At 55.8% G+C, this 22,035-nt stretch carries 15 protein-coding genes; 3 read left to right on the top strand and 12 right to left on the bottom strand.

What is annotated here, in order from left to right:
* Positions 1-3: 3 nt before the first annotated feature.
* Entirely contained in the window at positions 4-870 is an 867-nt protein-coding gene (locus CA54_RS29305) for a Rieske (2Fe-2S) protein (protein WP_197532415.1), read from the bottom strand.
* 179 nt (positions 871-1,049) lie between these two features.
* Here CA54_RS29305 and CA54_RS12470 point away from each other — a divergent pair, with 179 nt between their 5' ends.
* Positions 1,050-4,085, top strand: a complete 3,036-nt coding sequence (locus tag CA54_RS12470; protein WP_197532414.1) for a PVC-type heme-binding CxxCH protein — start codon at positions 1,050-1,052, stop codon at positions 4,083-4,085.
* A 62-nt stretch (positions 4,086-4,147) separates the two neighbouring features.
* On the opposite strand, the gene murG is transcribed toward CA54_RS12470, so the two are convergent.
* The 11 genes from murG to proB all read right to left on the bottom strand — a co-directional run bounded on the left by murG (position 4,148) and on the right by proB (position 19,684).
* Positions 4,148-5,272, bottom strand: a complete 1,125-nt coding sequence (gene murG, locus CA54_RS12465) for an undecaprenyldiphospho-muramoylpentapeptide beta-N-acetylglucosaminyltransferase (protein WP_197532413.1) — start codon at positions 5,270-5,272, stop codon at positions 4,148-4,150.
* A 130-nt stretch (positions 5,273-5,402) separates the two neighbouring features.
* On the bottom strand, positions 5,403-6,545 hold the full coding sequence (locus CA54_RS12460) for an FtsW/RodA/SpoVE family cell cycle protein (protein WP_231963047.1): 1,143 nt from the start codon (positions 6,543-6,545) through the stop codon (positions 5,403-5,405).
* Positions 6,546-6,777: 232 nt separating this feature from the next.
* On the bottom strand, positions 6,778-7,881 hold the full coding sequence (gene mraY / locus CA54_RS12455; RefSeq protein WP_146371085.1) for a phospho-N-acetylmuramoyl-pentapeptide-transferase: 1,104 nt from the start codon (positions 7,879-7,881) through the stop codon (positions 6,778-6,780).
* A 491-nt stretch (positions 7,882-8,372) separates the two neighbouring features.
* On the bottom strand, positions 8,373-9,776 hold the full coding sequence (locus tag CA54_RS12450) for a UDP-N-acetylmuramoyl-tripeptide--D-alanyl-D-alanine ligase (protein ID WP_146371084.1): 1,404 nt from the start codon (positions 9,774-9,776) through the stop codon (positions 8,373-8,375).
* Between the two features lie 174 nt (positions 9,777-9,950).
* Positions 9,951-11,489, bottom strand: a complete 1,539-nt coding sequence (locus tag CA54_RS12445; RefSeq protein ID WP_146371083.1) for a UDP-N-acetylmuramoyl-L-alanyl-D-glutamate--2,6-diaminopimelate ligase — start codon at positions 11,487-11,489, stop codon at positions 9,951-9,953.
* Positions 11,490-12,001: 512 nt separating this feature from the next.
* Positions 12,002-12,280, bottom strand: a complete 279-nt coding sequence (locus tag CA54_RS12440; RefSeq protein ID WP_146371082.1) for a hypothetical protein — start codon at positions 12,278-12,280, stop codon at positions 12,002-12,004.
* A gap of 183 nt (positions 12,281-12,463) precedes the next feature.
* Positions 12,464-13,072, bottom strand: coding sequence for a superoxide dismutase (locus CA54_RS12435; protein ID WP_146371081.1), 609 nt, complete (start codon positions 13,070-13,072; stop codon positions 12,464-12,466).
* A gap of 339 nt (positions 13,073-13,411) precedes the next feature.
* Positions 13,412-14,767, bottom strand: a complete 1,356-nt coding sequence (locus CA54_RS12430; protein WP_146371080.1) for a tRNA modification GTPase — start codon at positions 14,765-14,767, stop codon at positions 13,412-13,414.
* A gap of 127 nt (positions 14,768-14,894) precedes the next feature.
* Positions 14,895-17,261 (bottom strand): YidC/Oxa1 family insertase periplasmic-domain containing protein, encoded by a 2,367-nt coding sequence (locus tag CA54_RS12425; protein ID WP_146371079.1) that lies wholly within the window; start codon positions 17,259-17,261, stop codon positions 14,895-14,897.
* Positions 17,262-17,264: 3 nt separating this feature from the next.
* Positions 17,265-18,080, bottom strand: a complete 816-nt coding sequence (locus CA54_RS12420; RefSeq protein WP_146371078.1) for a metallophosphoesterase family protein — start codon at positions 18,078-18,080, stop codon at positions 17,265-17,267.
* A gap of 470 nt (positions 18,081-18,550) precedes the next feature.
* Positions 18,551-19,684 (bottom strand): glutamate 5-kinase, encoded by a 1,134-nt coding sequence (gene proB, locus CA54_RS12415; RefSeq protein ID WP_146371077.1) that lies wholly within the window; start codon positions 19,682-19,684, stop codon positions 18,551-18,553.
* Between the two features lie 234 nt (positions 19,685-19,918).
* Between proB and CA54_RS12410 the strand changes: the two genes are divergently transcribed.
* Positions 19,919-21,511 carry an amidophosphoribosyltransferase gene (locus CA54_RS12410; protein WP_146371076.1) on the top strand — a complete coding sequence of 531 codons (1,593 nt, stop codon included), beginning with the start codon at positions 19,919-19,921 and terminating at the stop codon, positions 21,509-21,511.
* A gap of 130 nt (positions 21,512-21,641) precedes the next feature.
* Positions 21,642-22,031, top strand: a complete 390-nt coding sequence (locus CA54_RS12405; protein ID WP_146371075.1) for an acyl-CoA thioesterase — start codon at positions 21,642-21,644, stop codon at positions 22,029-22,031.
* Positions 22,032-22,035: the final 4 nt, after the last annotated feature.

Here is a 22,035-nt window from a genome sequence, read left to right as displayed (position 1 = left end):
GCCCTACTCGTGGCCTGAGCCGCAACCGCCCGAACCGCAGCCTCCGGAGCCGCAACCTCCCGCTTGTGGCGGAGGTTCGACGAGCGGGAAAAAGCGGACCTCGAAATGGAATTGCTTCGAGAGTTGCTCGCCGATGGTTTCCAACTCGGGGAGTTGCTCTCCCAAGAAATACAGCACAACCGTCTCGCCATCGAACAGAAACTCGAAGTCGACGACATCCACCGTGGGGTCGTGTGCGGCCAACAATTGCTCGCAGGCATCCAACAATCCGGGGGGTTCAGCAGACATCAGTTTGACTTGCGCCAGATCATCGTCGCTCGCGCGGCGTAGCACTTCGCCGGTTGGTTTTTCGGCGTTGACGGAAAGAGGACGGCGTCCGTCCAACGGGCTCGACAGAACTTCTCCGAGTTCCAAACCGCGTGAGGTATTTACTACGACCCGGTCTTTGTGGCGACATTCCACCGTTTCAATCGAACCGAACCAAGCGACCCAACCCAGCGCGCCGTAACGGATGAGATAACGATGCACGCCATCGTCCTTGACCGGCGGGGGTTCGACGGCCGGAGGAATTTCGATTCGCAGCTCGCCCGCTTCAACATGGACCTCGAACCGCTCGACCGGGTTGCCTGCATGCGAGGTGCAATCGCCGGTGATGACATCAAATTCCCAGCCATGCAGCGGACAGGAAACAATTGTCCCCGACAGGTGACCCACAGCCAGCGATGCACCGCGATGGGGGCAGGTGTTGTCGATGGCATGAAATTGGCCGTCAAGATTGAAAACCGCCACGCGGCGACCGTCCGATTCAAAAATCTTGCTCGCTCCGAGCGGAACCTCGCTCGCTAGACCGATCGGTATCGTTTCCAACATCCACTCAACTCTCTCGATATTTAATTTCGCCCCGCCCACGGCAGGTACGAGGAAGTTCAGAATCCCTACGTCACACGCCGACGGCGGAATTCTCCGATGGGCTTGTGACGGGCCTTTCATCTAATAATACTCGTTAGAGGACCGGTTTTTATAGTCTGGATGCGGAGAGGCACTGGAAGATGTTGGAGATGAACCGCGGTGTGGTCTGCTTGACTCTGTTGCTCGGACTTGTGATCTACGCTCCGGCGGCGAGCGGGCAAGGTTATTCTCCTGCCGACGCGGCTGGAAAGATGACCGTCAGCGACGGGCTGGAGATCCAAGTTTTCGCCTCGGAACCGGAAATCCGGCAGCCGATTTTTGTGAAATGCGACGATCGTGGGCGACTGTGGACGATCCAATACCTGCAATATCCCAATCCGGCGGGGCTGAAACGGGTCAAAGTCGATCGTTGGTCGCGGACTGTCTACGACCGCGTCCCCAAACCACCGCCGCACGGACCGCGGGGTGCGGACAAGATCACGATACTGGAAGACACCGATGGCGACGGACACGCCGACAAATCACGGGATTTTGTCGATGGATTGAATCTTTGCACGGGCGTCGCCTTTGGGCAGGGCGGAGTATTTGTCTTGCAGGTGCCCTACCTGCTGTTTTATCCCGACAAGAACCGCGACGATGTTCCCGATGCGGATCCGGAAGTGCTGTTAACCGGCTTCGGCATGGAAGACGCGCAGTCGCTGGCCAATCATCTCACCTTTGGACCGGATGGTTGGTTGTATGGGCTGAACGGTAGCACGACGACTTGCAACATTCGCGGGATCGAATTTCAACAAGGCGTCTGGCGGTATCATCCGGTGACGAAGGAATTCGAATTGTTCGCCGAGGGCGGAGGCAACCTGTACGGGCTGACTTTCGACGCTGACGGCAATCTGTTTTATAGCTCCAACGGCGGATTGTTTTGGCATGCGGTGCAGGGGGGGTACTATCAAAAAAGTTTCGGCAAACATGGCCCGCTGCACAATCTTTATACCTACGGCTATTTCGCCCACACCCAGAACTCCGGCGTCACCGGCACGCCGACCACCGGCGGCACGATTTATTTGGGCGATACGTTTCCCAATAGGTTTCGCGGCGCGTTTTTGTGTGGGAATTTTTTGGGGCACTCCGCTTCGTGGTGGAAAGTGACGCCACGGCAAACGACGGTCGCGGCAGAGCACGGGGGATTGTTGTTTGATTCCCACGACACCTGGTTTGGGCCGACCGATTTGGCGTTGGGACCGGATGGGGCGATGTACTTCGCCGACTTTCACGATCAACGGACCGCCCACCCCGACCCCGATGCGAATTGGGATCGCAGCAACGGTCGGATTTATAAACTTCAAGCGACGGACGCGAAACCGACGCCACCGATCAATCTGGCGGAGCTTTCGAGCAACGAATTGGTCGATCTGCTGTCGCATCCCAACGGTTGGTACGGACAGCGGGCGCGGGTTTTGTTGGCCGAGCGGCGGGATGCCTCGACGTGGCCGCGGTTGCGTGAAATCGCCCTCACTCAAGACAACGGTCGTTATGCACTGCAAGGGCTGTGGGCCTTACATGTCAGTGGCGGACTGGACGATGAATTCGCTGCTCAACTGCTCGCCCATCCTTATGAATATGTACGTGCCTGGACGGTGCGATTGTTGGGGGATGCCAAGTCGGTTTCTGAACCGATGGCGAAACTGCTGATCGCCTTAGCCGAAACGGAACCGAGTCCGATCGTGCGAAGCCAATTGGCCTGCACCGCCAAACGGCTCCCAACAGCGACGGCCTTGCCGATCGTGCAGGCGATTCTGAATCGCAATCTGGACAACGACGACCTACGAATTCCGCTTTTGTTGTGGTGGGCGGTGGAGAGCAAGGCAGTCACCGATGCCGATCAAGTTCTGGAACAATTCGCCCACGCAGACGCCTGGAATGTGGTGGCCAATCAACCGATCCTGCGAAACCTGATCCGTCGTTATGCCGCCGAAGGGACACCGGCCGGGTATGCCGCTGGCTTGCAGCTCTTGCAAAACACACCCTCGCAAGATTTAGCCGAGGCACACAAAGCGCTCGGGCAAGGGTTGTCGGAACGAGCGGGCGGATTAGGGGGGATTGGACATGGCGGACTGTATGCGCAATTCGCAGCGGGCGGAAACGACGCGGCGGAGCGGGCTCGTCGCACATTTGTCGAACCATCGCCGGAGCTGAAGCAATACATTCTCGGCATCTGGCGAAAAAATCAACAAGACCGCGACGCCTTAACGCTGGCGCTGCGGGCGGGCGTTGAGGAAGCACATCAATATCTCCTCGAGACCACGATGCAAGCGGCGGCCGACGACCCCCAATTGATATCCTTATTGTCGCTGCTACAGGAATTTGGTCGTGAGGATTGCGAGGCTGTTGTGTTGCAGCGTCTAACCGATGACCAGCCGGACGACGTCTGGGCGGCGGCGATTCAAGTGCTCAATCGGTTTGGATCGGCGGAATACATTGACGCGCTGTTTGAGCAGTACGCGACTCTTCCGGCACCGCTGCAATCGCAAGTTCGCGACGTACTGTTGGCACGGCATGATTCGGCACGGCGGTTATTGGCACTCGTGGAAAAGGGCTCGATTTCACCGGAGAGTCTCCCCGTCGATCAACTCCGCCGCGTCGCGTTGTATGAGGATGAGGAGTTGGATGCGATCGTCCGTAAACATTGGGGCAACATTCAACCCGGAACAGCGGAAGAAAAACTCGCACAAATGCGGCGGTTCAATAACGATCTCCGCGCTGCCTCCGGGAACCCCACCGCAGGAGCTGAACTCTTTAAGAAGCATTGCGCCACCTGCCATACACTCTTCAACGAAGGGGGCAAGATTGGTCCCGATTTGACGAAAGCCAATCGCAACGATCTGGCAGCACTGTTGGCCAACATCGTCGACCCCAGCGCTGTGATTCGCAAGGAGTATCTCAGCTACGTGTTGGAGACAACCAACGGACAAGTCATGACCGGGATTTTAGCGGAACAAGACGCGGCGACGATGACGTTGGTTGATGCCAAGGACAAGCGCACCAAAGTGCCGCGCAATCAAATCGAAGCACTGCATGAGTCGGCGACATCGCTGATGCCGGAAAATTTGCTACAGCAACTGAGTCCGCAACAACGGCGGGATTTGTTTGCGTATCTGCAGGGCAATGCCAAGCCGTAGCATTGATTGGCCTTTTATTCTGGTTCCCAAACTGGAGTTTGGGGACCAGGGGGAATTACTATTCACCGTTTTAGACTGCCATCAACGGTGCTACAGATGACGTTTGCGACATCGCGAGCGGCGAGGGGGCGGGCGAGGGTGTGCATTGCATGACGCATCTCCAACCTTCTATTTTCATCAGCCAGCAGGTGGGAAAGTTGTTTTGCCAACAGTTCAGCGGTTTGATCCAGAGTCGATTGTTGCTCGACGATCTTCGCCGCTCCCGCGGTCTCAAATTCGCGAGCGTTGAGTCGTTGGTGGTCATCGGCGGCATAGGGGTAGGGGATGGCGATTGTGGGACATCCCGCGCAGGCCAATTCCGCTAGCGTGGTCGCCCCGGCACGTGAGACTGCCAAACCAGCGGCCGCATACCGTTGCGGCATGTCGGAGAAAAACGGTGACGTCGTATGCTCGAGCCCGAGTCGTTGGTATTCATGTTCCACTTCCCGCCAATCGTTGATGCCGGTTTGATGTACGATCGTCCAACCGGTCAATTGGTCTCGCAAATTTTCCGCAGCCATTGTCATCGCGCGATTGACCGCCGAGGCTCCTTGGCTGCCTCCGAGAATCAATAATATCCGGCGGTCGTCGGTGTGGCTCGAGGCGACTAAAGCGGCGATGTCGGTGTGCATTGGATTGCCGGTCTGTTCCACTTTCACCGCGGCCGGCAGATGCTCCGCACTAGCGGTATAGGAAACGCAAACAGCCCGTGCGCGGCGGCACAACCAGCGGGTGGCGCGGCCGGGAATGATGTTTTGCTCTAAGAGAACAGTGGGGATCCCCATCCGCCGCGCTGCTACGACCGGGGGGACACTGGCAAAGCCGCCGAGTCCGATCACCGCCGTAGGTTTTTGAGTCTGAAACAGCGTCCTCGCCTGCCGTACCGCTCGCCAATTCCGCCAGAGAAATTGCCAAGGCCGCCGCCGCGCTGTGGCAAGTGATTCCGACGACAACGCATAGTGCTGGAAACCAGCAGAAGCGACCAATCCCTCCTCTTGGGGCCGTCCCGACCCAAGGAACTGCATGACCGCCTGGGGATAGCGTTGCTGCAATTCACGGGCGACGTTCAAACCTGGAATCAAATGTCCTCCCGTACCGCCACCGGCAAAACAGAAAATCGGGGAGGCGTTAGATGAGGGTTCGGACACGAGGTGAATGGCGCTTGCGGCGAACGAATAGGTGGAATGGTGGTGAAGACGAATCGATCATGCGCCTGCAAGGTTAGAACGAATTGCGCTGCTTGGCCAGAGGACTTAGGTCGCAATTGCCTAAACGCTTTTACGCGGCGAGCGGCTGTGGCGTCTCAACTTCTGAATCATCGACCGCGGCTGACTCAACGGATTCTGGTGCGCGTGAAAAACTCACAATCAGGCCAACGGCCATTAAAGTCGTCACGAGGTTACTGCCACCGTAACTCATCAGCGGATGGGGAATGCCCTTGGGCGGGACCATGGCTGTCACCACGGCCACGTTGATCGCCGCTTGCAAAATGATCTGCGTTAATAACGTGGTCCCCGCTAAAAAAGTAAACGAAAGTTTGTCGTGGCAGGCCAACAAGCGGATGCCGAATATGTAAACGCCGATCCACAAAGCGATCACGGTAAACGTGCCGATCAGCCCCAGTTCTTCACCAATCACAGCAAAGACAAAGTCGGTGTTGGCCTCGGGCAAAAAACTCAATTTTTGCCAGCCTTTCCCCAATCCAACGCCTTGTCCTCCTCCCGCCCCCAGTGTCATCAAGGACTGTTTCAATTGATACGGGGCAGAACTGGGATCGGTCCATGCTGCCACGAACCCCGAGATCCGCTGCATTTGGTAGGGGCGATGGATCACCAGATAGGCGATGGCAGGAATGGTCGGCGCAGCTATCAATGCGAAATTGCGCAGCGGCCAACGGGCCACGAACAGCAGAATCCCGCTCCCCGCCGCCAAGAATAAGGCTGTCCCAAGATCGGGTTGCCGCATGACGAGCGGCACCATCACTGCCGCCGGCAAACACGGTAAGAGAAAACCCGCCCACCAACCTGACTCTCTCACTCGGACTTGCACCACCAACCGCGCTAAAAATAGCGGCAGCGCCAACTTGGCCAATTCGGCGGGCTGCATCGTAAACGTGCCCAACCGCAGCCAGCGCTGCGCGCCGTTGACCTGCGTACCGATTCCAGGCAGGAGCACCAAAACCAACAGACCGGTCACCACGGCAAAGAGATAGGGGGCGGCGCGATAGAAGAAGCGTGCGGGCATCAGCGAGGAGATGATGCCTGCCGCGATACCGCAGGCCAAGAACACCAAGTGCCGTGACAGATAAATCTGCTCCGATTGGCTGGGGTGCGACGTCATACTGGCGCTATGCACCATCAGCACGCCCAAGGCGAGCAGCATGCCAATCAATACCAGAAAGAATCCGCGATCGTTGTTCACGGTTTGAACATTCGGCTGGGGTGATCCGCACCCCGATAGACCGGGATACGGCTGATAAACAGTGTGCGACGTCTCCTTCATAAATCGTCGATTTGGTCGATCAGCGCTGAGTCCGATTGAGGTTGCGCAAGCTCGCGGCGAGAGGATCGACGAGCGCGGTCAAACATTCGCGGCAAGAGTCATAGCCCGACATCCGGTTGAGCAGATTGTGCGTATTGTACGGCCGAGGGACTCAATGGATCTTGAGACTCGCAACGGCGATGATCGCCAGAAGTGCCGAACTGATCCAGAATCGCACGACGATTTTCATTTCATGTTGGCCGCGAAACAAGAAGTGATTGTGCAGCGGACTACAAGCGATCAATCTGCGGCCGGTCATCCGAAACCAGCCAACCTGAGAGATCACGCTCACTGTTTCGATCACAAACACGCCGCCCACGATGACCAGCAGCAACTCTTGTCGAATCACCAAGGCCGCCAATCCGAGTAGAGCGCCCATCGGTAGCGACCCGGTATCGCCCATGAAGACCTGCGCGGGATAACAGTTGAACCACAAGAAGCCCATCACCGCTCCGACCATGGCGCCTAAAACGACGCTCATTTCGCCGGCGCCGGCAATATACGGCACGCTGAGGTATTCGGACATCTCCCGATGTCCCGACAGATAACACAGCGCGACAAAGGCCGATCCGGCAAACACCATGCACCCACAAGCCAAGCCGTCGAGTCCGTCGGTCAGATTCACCGCATTGGAACTGCCGACCATGACGAAGGCACCCCACAGGATAAACCCGATCCCCAAGTAGATGCTGTGCTCTCCGAACGGCCAATATAGATCCAGGCCCTGTGGAACTTGCCGGTGATGCCAATATAAGAGCAAGGAAGCCACACCCGCCAGCACGAGTTGCACGACGAGTTTTTCCTTAGCACGCAAGCCGTTCCGCGCGCCTTTGAGTTTGACCCAATCGTCGATTGCGCCCAGGACGCTGAAGCCAACCACCACGAAAATGGCAACTAGAACGAACGGACTGTGGAGATTGCCCCACATCAGAATCGAAATCAAAATGGCTGCCATGATGAACAGACCGCCCATTGTAGGGGTCGCGTTCTTCGACGCCTGGATTTCGTTCAAACGGGCCGAGCCACTAACCACTCGTTCGCGAAACCGAGATTGCAGCCAGCGGATCGCGGCTGGTCCTGAGAGGAGTGCAATTAAAAAGGCAGTCAGGCTAGCTAAGGCAGTCCGCGCCGTGAGGAACACGCGCGAATCACCGGATGAGAATATTTCGACCCTCTCCAGCAACGGAGCAAAATGGTCAAGAAGCCAAACTAGCATGCGGGTGACAACACTACGAAACGGTCTGACGTACCGCCAAGTGTTCCGTATCTAAGGAAGGGATTCGATATCGAAAAGGGGTGAGCCGAAAGATCAAACGCCCGCAGACGCTTGCGACGTCATGCTGTCAGACTTGGTGGAAACCCTGATTCGATGGTGGCTGCGTCGCTTTCTGCGCTAAAAGCCACTACCACGCGTTCTTTGGGGATTCAAAATTCCGTCGCAATAAACCATTGCAGTATACCGTTGTAAGTACCGGGCGCCGAAGTCCCCACCTCGGCGCCCGGACAGATAGATTCCGCTGCGAAGCGGCATTTGGAGTGATTGACCCAGTAACCACTTGATCCATTTGCCATTCACGCTTCTACCCAAAATATTTGAGCAGTGCTTAGATCCCCGCAAACCCTCAGCACGTAGCGGAACTACCCTTTCGTTTTTCAATCAATGGGGGTTGTGTATGTATTGGTTGTGATCAGAGAGAAGTTTTATCATTAGGCGGGCACGCTCAAGGCATCGAGGTTGTTGACCTCTTCCGTCTGTCGTGTCGCCCATTCGACCACGCGTTCCATACGCATGGTCCGCGAGCCTTTAACGAGCAAGACGTCGCCCGCTTCCAGCCAGCAATCCAAGTTCATCAGTAGTGATTCAAACATGGGGCACTCAGCCATCTGATGTGCATCCATTCCCGCTTCAAAAGCGCCGGCGATCACGTTGTGTGCGTTGTCTCCATAGGCCAGCAAGCAATCGACGTCGGCCTGTGCGATTTGAATTCCCAATTCGTGGTGATACCGACCGGCTTCCTCACCAAGTTCTAACATGTCGCCCACGACGGCGATTTTCTTGTTTCCTGTTTTCCAAGCCTGCATCAATTGGCAGGCGGCCCGCATTGATGTGGGGTTGGCGTTGTAAGAATCGTCAATAATTGTCCACGAGCCGACCTGTTTGATTTGGCAACGCCCTGCGGGAGTCGCAAACCTTAATAAACCTTCCGCAATCTGCTCGGCCGCCATGCCGACTTCCGTGGCGACGGCGACCGCGGAGAGTGCCGCCGACAAATGATGCCGTCCGCTGACCGGTATGTGGTACTCGTGTTCCCTGACAGCAAAACTCAATTGATGCTGACTGGCGCGGACGTTCGTTGCGCGATATTGGTTCTCCTGCGATTCCCCGACAAATATCACCGGGCAATTGGCATAAGCCGCGACGCTCTGAGCGTGTGGGCAGTCGCCGTTGACGACCGCAAATCCATGACTCGGTAACGCCTGTAGTAACTCCGCTTTGGTTTGAATGATCTGGTCCAGACTGCCGAATTTTTCAATGTGCACCGGCGCGATTCCGGTGATCACTCCCACTTCCGGTTGAGCAATCACACACAGGTCGCGAATGTCGCCGGATTGGCAGGCTCCCATTTCCAATACGCCGTAATCGTGTGTTTTCTCCAGTTGAAAGAGACTCAACGGCAGGCCGATTTCGTTGTTGTAGTTCGCAATACTGCGAATTCCACAATGATCGGCAGATAGCGCCGCATGGATCATTTCACGAGTTGTTGTTTTTCCTACACTGCCGGTGATACCAATCACCAGCGGTTCCAATTGTTCTCGATACCATTGTGCGAACTGTGATAAGGCAGCGCCGGTATTGGCGACTTTTACCACAGGTCCGCCCCAGTCGTTGCGGTCTGAATTGACAACACAAAATGCCGCACCGCGTTGACAGGCGTCACGTACAAAATCTTGGCCGTCGCATAAAGTACCCGGCAAGGCCCAGAAGACGCTTCCCGAGGTGACTTGTCGCGAGTCGATGACCACTTGTTTAAAATTTGTATCTCGATCCAGCCCGTCGGCGGCATGACCGCCGGTGGCAACTAAAAGATCCGAGATAGAGATGGGATCCATGTTGAAATTACACCGCTGCTTTTCCCGGAATCGTAATCCGCGACAGGAACGTGATCGGACGGATTGGTTCCTGGTGATTCAAAGTTGTATTCGCTTTGTGTCGCATGTTGTGGACCTGTGTTTTTGCACCGATCGCTTTTTACTTGATGTTTGTTTCCAATGTGGCCTCTTGTACTAGGCGATTTGGCCGACGTTTTTGTGCGGCCCAATGAGATTTGTAGCGGGAATGTCGTGCGGGCCCTTCAGCCCTGCTGTCACGAGGCGGCCGATGACTTCTCGGTCGTCGAAATGTAATCGCTGACTGCCAATGATTTGTTCGGATTCGTGCCCTTTTCCGGCGACGAGGACGGTGTCCTGCGGACCGGCTTGGGACAATGCCCAGCGAATCGCTTCCGCCCGATCTGCTTCGATGTGTGATTGTGCGGTGATAGGCATTCCGGCCACAATCTCGTCGATAATCTGAGTTGGTGATTCTGAACGTGGATTGTCACTGGTCACCACAGCGACATCGGCGGATGCCCCGGCACAACCCAACAGTGGGCGTTTGCTGCGATCCCGATCTCCTCCAGCGCCGAAGACACAAAACACACGACCGGTCGTCAGCGTTTTTGCCGCGGCAATCGCCCGCTGCAACGCATCGTCGGTATGTGCATAATCCACAAAGATGTTGAAAGGTTGTCCGCAATCGACCCGTTCCAACCGGCCCGGAACATCGGTCAAGGCTTCGATGCCGGCGGCAATATCCGGCAGGGCAATTCCGGCATGTAGCGTTGCCGCTGCGGCCGCGAGGCAGTTCGATACATTGTGTTCGCCAATCATCGAGGTCCGCACTTCGATGCGCTCAACTCCGGCCGTTAAGACGAAAGTCGTACCCTGCGATGATTGTTGCAAAATCGTGGCTGAAACATCGGCTGAATTGTGAATGCCAAACGTGATGACTTGTCCCGGAGCATGCGCCAAGCAGGAGATGCTGCCTGGATCATCGGCATTCAGCACAGCCACGCCGCCCGGTTTGAGGTTTTCAAAAATGCGGAGCTTACTGGCGCGGTAGGCGTCATAGTCCAGATGATAATCAAGATGGTCGTGTGTGATGTTGGTAATCACCGCGGCGTCGATCAATATCCCCGCGCAACGGAATTGATCCAAGGCATGGCTGGACATCTCGATCGCAGCGTGGGTCGTCCCGTGCGACACCATCGAGGAGAGCCAATCCGTCAGCATCATCGAATCGGGCGTGGTCAAGGTAGAGGGTTCGACGCGAAACCCGTCGTTGTATTCAATCGTTCCCAGCAGTCCGGTTTGGATGCCGGCCGTTTGCAAAATTGATCGTACTAACCAAGTGGTGGTTGTCTTTCCGTTCGTGCCGGTGACGCCGACGGTTGAGAGTTCCCGCGAAGGATCGCCATTGAGCGCGCTGCAAATACGAGCAAAAGCTTGTCGTGAATTGCGGACAACGCATTGCGGGACCGGCACGTCTGATTGTGGGTATTCGACTAAAACCGATGTCGCACCATGTTGGATTGCATCACGAATGAAATGATGGCCGTCAAATTCTCGACCACGCAGTGCTGCAAACAAGGCTTGACTGCCGCAATCGAGACTATTGTTCGTGGCATGTTGCACGCGAATGTCCGCACATCCGACGAAGCTGGCGCCCGACAAAATGCGGCGCAGCGTAATTCCCAGGGGAATTCGAGGGTGAATTAGGGACATGCGAAAGGCCTCCTGCCTTTCCGCTTGATCCAGGCTTGGTGATACGCCAACGCTGGCGAAACCATCCTGGCAAAACAAATGGACGTGTGAGAAAAACCGACGGCCAGCTCTCGAGAGAAACGGTGAAACTGTTTTTGCATATCCGGTAGTCAAGACCGCACGCGCAAACGAATTTCAAAACAAGGAACGGGCTCGACTCAGAACGTGGGAGATGACGGCTAGGCGCCGCAGCACTGAATCGAATGGTGGTCGTGAACCGACCGCTGAGATGTGTTGAGTGTCACGAAATGCTGACTCGTCGGGTGTGTTTGAGTGGTCGGCATTCTCGTGATTCTTCAAAAACGGTCAACCCGATTTTGGCCCTTTTTCACAATGCTTGTAAACGTTACAAAACCGCGCATCAGCGATCATGGTTTACGCATAGAGGCAGTCAGCACAACGAAGTGTCGCTGGCAACTTGCGGGCTAGCATTTTCAGATGCTACGCCGCGGGCGGCGACCGTAGTTGAGTGGTTAGCGAGCGGGCAGCGACGGACTCATCTTGTTTTGAGCATTGACGGTCCGTGTTCCATCTTGTTTCGCTTCGTCCGCTAAGGCCAACCGGCGATGCAGTTCGGCCAGCTTCTTTTCCTTTTCCTGCCGGGCATGCCATTCCCGGATTTTTTCTTCGACTTCGTACTTGTGTTGCGTACTGCTGAAACCGGTCGGCTTGTATTGTGGATCGAGATAGTGGCAGCCGCTGATCGCCAGCATCAGCGTCATGAGCAAGATGTTCAACCAACGCATCGCCACCGAGACTCTCCCCGTGAGAAAAGGAAACTTCGTCTCATTGTATCGGTTAGGCAGGTTGTCCGGGCGCATAAAAAGACAGGGAACCCGCCAAGTTCGCGGCGGTTCCCTGTCTTGTTTTATTCGCTGCAGATTAAGAGATAAGCCAACCGCTGTTACGCGACTCATCTCACAAACGGCGCGAGCTTATTTGGCGGCGGCAAAACGGGCGGCCACGGTATCCCAATCGATCACGTTGAAAAACGCCGAGACATAATCCGGACGGCGGTTTTGGTAATTGAGATAGTAGGCGTGCTCCCAAACATCCAATCCCAAGATCGGCGTGCGTCCTTCGGACAGCGGCGTATCTTGATTCGGGGTGCTTTCCACAACGACCTTGTCGCCATCGACCGACAGCCAAGCCCAACCACTGCCGAATCGAGTTGCGGCGGCGGCACTGAATTGTTCCTTGAACTTGTCAAAACTTCCACAAGCGGCATCGATCGCGGCAGCCAAATCGCCGGAGGGCGTTCCGCCTCCTGAGGGACTCATGACTGTCCAAAACAGTGAGTGGTTGGCATGTCCACCACCGTTGTTCCGCACGGCGCCACGAATGGCTTCCGGCACGGCTGCCAAGTCGCTCATCAAATCTTCGATCGTTTTGGCCGCCAAGTCGTCATGCCCTTTCAGAGCATCGTTGACCTTGTTGATGTAGGCTTGATGGTGTTTCGTATGGTGAATTTCCATCGTACGAGCATCGATATGCGGTTCCAGAGCATCGTACGCGTACGGCAAGTCAGGCAATGAATAAGCCATGGTCGGTGTTCTCCTTGTTGGGCCTCGGTCAATCGAGAGGCAACGTGTAAGAAAAGCGATAAACTGAAGCTCAGCTGCGCAGAATTTCCGCCGTGAACTTCCCTTTATTTGTGGTTTCGATTGGTTATATCAACCTGATTCGCATCTTTGCAAAGCACACGCCTGAGCACGGCGACGCATTTCCGGAATTTTAGGCGATTCCACCTAAAGGCAACCTAGAGAAACTGCCCCGAGGGTAGAAAGTGGTCAGTGGCTGGTGGTCAGTGACCTGAGAAAATGAGAGGGGCCATGCACCATTCGGCACAAAACCGCCAACCCTCACGCCTCAAGCCGACCCCGTTACTTCCCGATGCAAAACTTGCTGAAAATGCGGTCTAGAATGTCGTCTGTATAGACCGCTCCGCTGACTTTACCTAGTTCCTCTAAAGCAACGCGGATTTCAATCGATAGCAGTTCGTCTCCGGCTGACAGTTCGGCGACCTCCCGCGCTCGTTGGAGTGATTCGACCGCACCGTGGAGACTGTCGCGGCAGCGCGCACCGGTGGTGCCCAACAACTGTTGAGGGGCTGCACTGTCTTGCGACAGTTCGCTGGCGACGGCGGCGGTCAGCTCTTCCAAGCCCGCGCCGGTTACGGCACTCACGCGAAGGGCTGATGCGGGCCCCGTTGTATCAGGAAGATCGCATTTGGTGAGCACGGTCAGCGAACGGGCGTTTCCACAATCGGCTTCCTTGAGAAGCGGATCGGGCGGTTCATCGGCGGAGACGCACCAAATGATCAAATCGGCGCGTTGCAGTTGATCTTCGCGCAGCGCCAATGCAGCTTGTAACGGTCCCTCGCTCTGTAGCTCCCAGCCAGCCGTATCGAGCAGTTCGATCGGCCGTCCATGCCAATTGACCTCAGCGGCCAGATAATCGCGCGTCGTGCCGGCGATTTCGGAAACCAGAGCGGCATCGCGGCCGAGCAATGCATTGAACAGTGTGCTTTTGCCCACGTTGGGACGACCGGCGAGCACGACGCGAGCCGTTCCAGTTGAGCGCATGCGGTCGACCGCTTGTTCCAACAACGAGGTGATCCGTGTTTCGGCCAGCGTGAGGCGGGCCAAGATTTCGCGGTTATCGACGAACTCGATATCCTCTTCCACGAAGTCCAACCCCGCTTCAAGGTCCGCCAACAATGACAATAAGTCCTCGCGGACCGTGTTGATGTCGCCCGAAATTCCGCCGGCGAGTTGCTGCAGCGCCGCGTTGAGTTGGACCTGATCATCGGCGTCGATCACTCCCAATACTGCTTCGGCTTGCAGTAGATCGACCTTGCCGGCCAAGAACGAACGGAGCGTGAATTCGCCGCCTCGCGCCGGGCGGACGTCGGCGGCATAAATGGCGGCCAGTATCGCTTCCAGCAGCGGCGGCGATCCGCAGGTGTGCACTTCGGCCATCGGTTGCCCGGTGTAACTACGCTGCGTTGGCCACAGGAAAATATCGACCGACATCCATCGCTGAATATCGGCTAACCAAAACGAACCGGGATGCCTTTGCGGCAGGCGCGCGGTTTCCCATAACGGCGGATCATCCGGGCGAAACAATCCGTTCAACGCATCGCGAATAGCGGATCCACTGATGCGGACGATCCCTCGCTGCGCCGGACCGGGCGGCGAAGAGAGCGCGGCGATTGTATCGTGCAAATCGAATGGCATAGCCGAAGCTTACGTTGGCTGTCGCGTCGAATTCCGCTGCCGGGTGCTCCAGCACTGTGCTTTGCCGGATGTATGCTTTGCACTGGCGGGCAAGCCGTTAGGGGCACCCTGTTTCCAGGCGGGCCGGTTAGCGACGCGGTCGTGATTTCTTCTTAGCAGCTCCCAATTTGGGTGTTGCTTTGGGACTCGCCCCTGGCGTGGGGGATCCATCACCTTTTGAGCCACCACCCTTATCGCCTTTCGAACCGCCGCCACCATCGTCCGAACCTCCGCTGGAATGTTTTTGGACCTTCGGCAGCAATTTGCGTTCGGCGATGCCCCACAAGCTGGACGAGATGAAATACACGCACAGTCCGGCCGGTACGTTGTAGAACATGAATCCCATGAAGATCATCATGTACTTCATCATCTTGGCCTGCATGGCCGATTGCTCATCGGTTGGCGGCGGCATGAATAATTTCTGTTGGACGATAAACAACACAATCGTGATGATCGGTAGCAGATTGAACGTATCACCCAAACTAAAGGGTAATTCGAAGCCCAAGGGAAAAAGCGCATCCGGGGCGGCGAGGTTGTCGATCCACAAAAAGTGAGCCATCCGCAAATTCACGCTGCTCCGCAACGCGGTGTACAGACCGAAAAAGACCGGCATCTGAATGAACAACACCAGACAACCGCTAAAGGGGTTGTATTTGTGTTTGCGGAACAACTCCATCTGGGCGCGGCCCATTTTTTCCCGGTCGTCGCCGTACTTCTTTTTCAGCGCATCGATTTCCGGTTTGATCTCCTGCATCTTCGCGGCGCCCAGCGCCTGCTTACGGGAGAGGGGAAACATGCACAAGCGAACCATGACCGTGAGCAAGATGATCGCCACACCATAGTTGGGAATCACCGCATAGAACTTGTCCAGCAACCATAGCATCACCTTGGCGATGGCTCCGAACCAGCCCAGATCCATAATTGTCTCGGCGCCGTGCGGCTCCAGCAATTCTTTCCGCTTTGGTCCTGCAAAGAGTTCGTACTCGTGCGTCAGCGATTCACCCGGCTTCAAGTCCGCGTCATTGGAGGTGATCGACACGCTAATGTCGGTCCGCTCGGGATGCTCCTTGTCGATGGTGCCGCTGGCGACTGGCGTATAGTTGCGGAAATAAGAATCTTCCACCGTCGGTTCGTTGGCGGGCTGCAGGAAGGCGGCGAAGTATTGCGCATCGACACCGATGTATTTTAAAATCGGTTGCTCCCACAGACTCGTTTCTCCTTCGGCAATTTCCTGGGCCGAAAGTGAGTCGGAATGAAAGGCCTTGTCTTCGCGGTTAAGAAATGCGAATTGCACATCGCGAAACTTGCGGGCTCCTACCACACTTTCCAACGGGACGCCCACCGGACCTTGCAGAACATAATTCACGCTCTGCGCTTCTTGGGACAGGTTCTTGATGCTGAAATCAAAATCTAGGACGTAAGCGTCGACTTCGTCTTCCGGTTTGTCACCTTTGGCCTTGTTCACCTGATAGGTCTTGGTCAATTCGAATCGGCCATCGGGCGAAGTGATGCGAAAGACCGCCTTTGAGTCATCCTTTGCCTTCTCCACCAACTCCCAATTCACCGAATTCAGCGATTCGATTGCCTCGGCGAATTGGTCTTCAATTTGCGGCACCGTGACCTGCAACGTCATCGGTGTCAGCATGGGTGCACCGATCTCGACCCAACGCACAATGTCGTTGATGTCTTTGTCTGAGAGCTTCTTCCCCTCGGGGGGCATTTTGAAATGCTCGTTTTCCTGCCGGATGGCCTGCACGACCAAACTGTGACTGGGGTCGCCGGGCACAATCGGCGCGCCGGTATCACTGCCGGCGAACAAACCATTGCGGGAATCAATCCGAAAGCCACCCGCCGGTGCGGGCTTGGCGTGACATTTGTAACAATTTTTGCGGAAGATCGATTGGACTTTGAGAACCAGCTGGTCCTGTTGCCGTTGTTCTTTGCGCAACTTATCGTGGTCCGCCTGATCGCTACTGCCGACAACCTTCAATGGGGCTTGGCGATTCTTAAGATTGCGATACCGCGGATCATTGAGTTCCACATATTCGATAGCCGCGCCGCGGGTATCGATCGTCACAGCCATGCGAAATCCGGTTTCGGGATTGTCGGATCCGATCAGGACTGTCTGGTTCAGAAACTCTGGGATTTTAAGGTCAGCAACTGCCGGTTCTTCCTGCTTGTCGCCATCTTCCGGGGCGGCTTCGTCTCCGGCAGCTTCCGCAACAACTGCCTTATCATCGGCATTCTTATCGTCTGCGGCAGCATCCGCCGGTGGCGCGTCAGGGTCCTGATCCGCCACCGCGGCTGGTTGCGGATCCTTCTCGGCAACCTCAGCATTCGCGGCCGGTTTATTGGCTGCAGGGTTTTGTCCCGCAGGGGGATTGAACCACATCCACCCCAAATAGATCGCTGACGCAGCGACCATAAAAATCCAAAAGCGTTGATTATTTTCCATTGTTTACCGGCCGTCGCGGAGGCGATCCCCCAGGAAGTTATCGAGATCGGGGATGTCGTAAATTTTTGCCGCCGTGTCTTCAAAACCATAATCAACGCGGCGATATGTCAGTTTGGCCGGAGGAGCGGGAGTGGCCGACTCCACGTCGGTCTCGGCGGCCGCTTCGGCATTGGCGTCGGACGCGGGTTCGTTTTCCAACACAACATAACAAGCGCGGGGGTCGCCATCGCGTGGCTGTCCCACAGAGCCGACATTGACCATCAATTTGCCGCCGGTCAATTCATATTCATGATTGATTTCCGACGGGCTGAAGAAATTGAGGTTTTCGGTGAAGACGCCGGGAACGTGTGTGTGTCCTTGAAAACAATACTGCTGAATCAACCCGAAGATCCGCTCCATTTTGAGCTGGTTATAAATGTCTTCGGGAAAAACATATTCATTGAGCGGGTTGCGAGCGGACCCGTGCACAAACTTAAAGTCGCCCTCGTTGTGCATGCGTGGCAATTCTCCCAGGAACTCCCAACGGCGTTCGTTGCCGGCCGAATCACCCGATTCCAAGACCGAGCGTGTCCAAAAGATCGCCCGCTCGGCACCGGCGTTAAACCCCTCAGGATCAAACAGTGCCCCTTGATCGTGGTTTCCCAGCAAGCACATCTTGCACGATTTCATCACCAAATCGACGCATTCACGCGGATTGGGGCCGTAACCGACCACATCACCCAGGCAATAGATTTCGTCGATTCCCAAACCTTTGATGTCCGCGAGTACGGCCTCGAGGGCTTCCAGGTTTCCATGAATGTCGCTGATGATGGCTTTCAAATTCAGTTACACCGTCGCAAAAAATGGATGTACGGGGAGACGTCTCGAACCTTAGGCCCGGATCAGGATCGCTGCAAGTCACCTGGGATGCGGCTAAGTCGCAAAGCCTACAAAATAACATGGTCTGACGAGAATGAAACTCAAAGCGCCCCAGCAATTCAATCGAACCCACCGCAGGGTGTTTACCAAGCCTACTCTACCCGGTTTCCGAGTATCAAGGCTGCAAAATATCAACTTCGCGAATCAACACCTGCGCACGGCGACCGAAATTCCTGCCTCGGAAAGCCATCTGCGCTCAGCCGACACCCTGCTCGATTCGATTCCAATAAAACAAGAATCCAATAAAACAGGGTGTAAACCGCAATTCTAGCGATGTCGAAGTCGGAAGAGTAGGGAAAAACTGCATTCCCTGTGAGACAATGCTCCTCCCACGGTGTGTAAATTGCCCCCACGTTGCTTCTCAGTGAACGTTATACCGTAACAATCAAATTGTCGCGGTGAACAATTTCTACATATGGAAGTGATTCGTACAACTGGGCGATTTCTTCGCTCCTTTTGCCTGCCAATCGGCGAATCTCCGCTGTGCTGTAGTTCGTCAAGCCGCGAGCGAATTCGTTTCCCTTCGCATCAATCAACGCAACCACGTCCCCTTTTTCCACCTGTCCCTCGACTCCGACGATTCCGATGGCCAACAACGAACGGCCATCCCGCTCAACGGCTGTCCGCGCTCCAGCATCCAGAATCAGCTTTCCCTTGGGGGGCTTGGAATATCCAATCCACCGTTTCCAAGCCGGAACGGACGCTCCCTGCGCTAGGAACAACGTCCCGGTTTCCTCGCCCGCTAAGACTTTCATCAGTGTGCCCGACTGCGTCCCGTTCGCCACAATGACGTTCTCTCCCACGGCTGTCGCCATCTTAACCGCGCTGAGTTTGGTGCGCATTCCGCCGGTCCCGCGTTTGCTGCGGTCGGCGGTCGCCAATTGCAGCAGTTTGTCATCCCATTCTTTGACCAACGGAATCGTCTTTGATTTCGGATCATCCGGAGGACCATCCATGAGACCGTCCACGGTCGACAAGATGACAAGCAACGGCGAATGCATCAGATTTGTGACCAATGCGGCCAATCGATCGTTGTCACCAAAAGCGATTTCGTCGACGCTCACGGTATCGTTCTCGTTGACGATGGGGACCGCGCCGTTTTCGAATAACGTCAAAATCGTATTGCGGACATTGAGATATCGTGAGCGGTTATCGAAATCGTCTGCATTGAGCAGCAGTTGGGCCGCATGACAGCCATGTTTTTTCAGACAATCGTCATAATGCCGGATCAAGTGGGCTTGTCCGACGGCAGCAGCAGCCTGCAGATGCGGCAAATTGCGGGGCCGCTGTCGCAAACCGAGCAAGCCCATGCCGGCGCCGACCGCACCGCTGGAGACCAAGACAACCCGCCGACCGGTTTCACGAACGCGCTGGATTTCTTCGCTCAAAGCACTCAGTCGCTCGAGATTGAGCGTATCGTCCTCGCGGGACAGGACGCTCGTCCCGACTTTGACGACCAACGTGCGGGCGGTTTCAATCACCTCGCGGCGAACCAAATTGACCATGTCGCGGTTTCCATCCAATGTAATTTAGGAAACCTCGAATTTACCGCATGGCTCGGTTTACGGCAACTTGATCGACTTTGCGGTCATTTCCACCGCCTGTGCCGAGAAATCATTCGTTTGTTGGTTGGTTCATGGCGGCTGGTTGAGTATGATGCCAAAGTATTAAGGAAGCATAAAGACGCACTTGCTTTCCTCGCCCCACCCTCGCATCCCTAAGTGAATGCCGAATCACCGATGGCCGAGTTGAATCACGAGTGCGGCGTTGCCGCGGTTTACCACCTTCCCGACCGTGGCGTTAGCCCGCTCGCCCCGCCTCAAGGTGTGGAACATACATCCAATTTGATTCCGCGGTTGCTGCTCGACATCCAAAATCGCGGCCAATTGGCGGCGGGGATGACGACCTTCAATCCGCACCGCAATCAACTCATCGATACCCACAAAGACGTGGGCACGGTGACCGAAGTCTTCCACTTAAACCATCAGGATAGCTACCGATCCCTGATGCGGAAGTACGCTGGACGGGCTGCGATTGGACACGTCCGCTATGCCACGTGTGGCAAGGATGACAAAAGTTACGCGCAGCCCTTCGAACGGCATCACATCGAAAAGCCAAAATGGTTTAGCTTTGCTTTCAACGGACAGTTGGCAAACTATCCGCGCTTGCGGGATGAAATCCTCTCGGAGAACGATTTCCACCTCGCTCGCGAAACTGACACCGAAGTCTTGATGCACATGATTTGTCATCAACTCTCGGGAGATCGCCGGCCAGAAATGATCGAGATGCTGACGGAGCTGAGTCTGCATTTCGACGGCGCTTATAACATCGTCTACCTCAACGCACTGGGCAACATGTTTGTCGCCCGCGACCCCTTAGGGATTCGCCCGCTGTGTTATGCGAAAGAAGGCCCGCTATTTGCCGCTGCCAGCGAATCGGTCGCATTGGCCAATCTAGGATTTCGCGAATCGAGCATTAAAAGCCTACACCCGGGCGAAGCGGTCATCATTCGCGATGGCGAGTTTTCGATTCAACAATTCACCGCCAGCCCCAATCGGGCCCACTGTTTCTTCGAATGGATTTATTTCGCCAATGTCGCCAGTACGCTGGATGACCAAAGTGTCTACCTCACTCGCAAACGGCTGGGCGAGGAATTGGCCGCGGTGGAAACTCTCGAGATCGACGATGACACGATCGTCGTGCCGGTTCCCGACACAGCCAAAGCGGCAGCCGATAGTTTGGCCTTTCAATTGAAAGTCCCCTGTCTGGAAGGCCTGATTCGCAATCGCTACGTCGGTCGGACATTCATCGAGGGAGCCAACCGCGCCGACAAAGCAAAGACCAAATACACGCCGCTGCCCGAAGTTCTCCGCGGCAAAAAGGTACTGCTCGTCGAAGATACGATCGTCCGTTCGACGACCATGAAGGTTCTGGTCTCCCAACTCAAGGAACGGGGCGGAGCCAGCGAAGTTCACGTGCGGGTGGCTTGCCCGCCAATCATCGCCCCCTGTTTTTACGGAATCGACATGTCGACGATTTCGGAGTTGTTCGCGCCGAAGTTCATGGACAACGGCCCGTTGACGCCGGAAATTGAAGACACGATGGCCGAGACGCTTGGAGCGGACAGCTTAAAGTACCTGCCCATCGAAGCGATTTCCCGCTGCGTCGGCTTTCCCAAAGAATCGTTGTGCCAAGCTTGTATCGACGGAAAATACCCCACTCCCGCCGGCGTGCAACTGTACCAAATCGCGCTGGAAAAACTGGAAATGGGTGAAGAGGAAAACGATGGGCGGGCCTATGACGCCCCTTTATCTGTGACGGCCCGAACCTAGACCTCACCGCGCGCCAGTCGATGTTTCCGCTGCAGCCTGACGATTCCACCGAGGAAGAACCTCCCGAGGAAACCGGCGACACACCGGACGATGACCGCTAATTCATTTCGCCATACTCACTAAAAATAACATGCTCCGCGAACACGAAATCCAAGTCCGCGTCCGGTATAGCGAAACCGACGCCATGGGTTACCTGCATCACGCCAACTATCTCAACTTCTTCGAGATGGGCCGCACGGAATTGCTGCGAGCCTCCGGGGGAAATTATCGCTCCGTTGAGGAGCAAGGTCTGTTCATCGTCGTCGTGAAAATGGAAGTCCGCTATCGCGCCCCGGCGCGCTACGATGACATGCTGACCGTCAAGACCCAGCTCATCCGTTCCTCGCCGGCGAAGTTGATTCACAACTACCAGGTCTTTCGCGATGACGTGTTACTCTGCGAAGCGGAAACGCTGTTGGGGTGCGTCGATGCCGAAGGAAAAATCCAACGCATGCCCGATTTCTTGAGCGAGCAATTGTAAGGCG

Source organism: Symmachiella macrocystis (assembly GCF_007860075.1).
Taxonomy (GTDB): Bacteria; Planctomycetota; Planctomycetia; order Planctomycetales; family Planctomycetaceae; genus Symmachiella; species Symmachiella macrocystis.
This window is presented reverse-complemented; position numbering and strand designations above follow the sequence as displayed.

Excerpts from the sequence above, each read along its gene's own strand:
- CA54_RS12425 (WP_146371079.1), bottom strand. The coding sequence starts at position 17,261 with ATGGAAAATAATCAACGCTTTTGGATTTTTATGGTCGCTGCGTCAGCG.
- CA54_RS12445 (WP_146371083.1), bottom strand. The coding sequence starts at position 11,489 with ATGTCCCTAATTCACCCTCGAATTCCCCTGGGAATTACGCTGCGCCGC.
- CA54_RS12410 (WP_146371076.1), top strand. The coding sequence starts at position 19,919 with ATGGCCGAGTTGAATCACGAGTGCGGCGTTGCCGCGGTTTACCACCTT.
- CA54_RS12435 (WP_146371081.1), bottom strand. The coding sequence starts at position 13,072 with ATGGCTTATTCATTGCCTGACTTGCCGTACGCGTACGATGCTCTGGAA.
- CA54_RS29305 (WP_197532415.1), bottom strand. The coding sequence starts at position 870 with ATGTTGGAAACGATACCGATCGGTCTAGCGAGCGAGGTTCCGCTCGGA.
- proB (WP_146371077.1), bottom strand. The coding sequence starts at position 19,684 with ATGGTCAATTTGGTTCGCCGCGAGGTGATTGAAACCGCCCGCACGTTG.
- CA54_RS12430 (WP_146371080.1), bottom strand. The coding sequence starts at position 14,767 with ATGCCATTCGATTTGCACGATACAATCGCCGCGCTCTCTTCGCCGCCC.
- CA54_RS12450 (WP_146371084.1), bottom strand. The coding sequence starts at position 9,776 with ATGGATCCCATCTCTATCTCGGATCTTTTAGTTGCCACCGGCGGTCAT.
- mraY (WP_146371085.1), bottom strand. The coding sequence starts at position 7,881 with ATGCTAGTTTGGCTTCTTGACCATTTTGCTCCGTTGCTGGAGAGGGTC.
- CA54_RS12405 (WP_146371075.1), top strand. The coding sequence starts at position 21,642 with ATGCTCCGCGAACACGAAATCCAAGTCCGCGTCCGGTATAGCGAAACC.
- CA54_RS12470 (WP_197532414.1), top strand. The coding sequence starts at position 1,050 with ATGTTGGAGATGAACCGCGGTGTGGTCTGCTTGACTCTGTTGCTCGGA.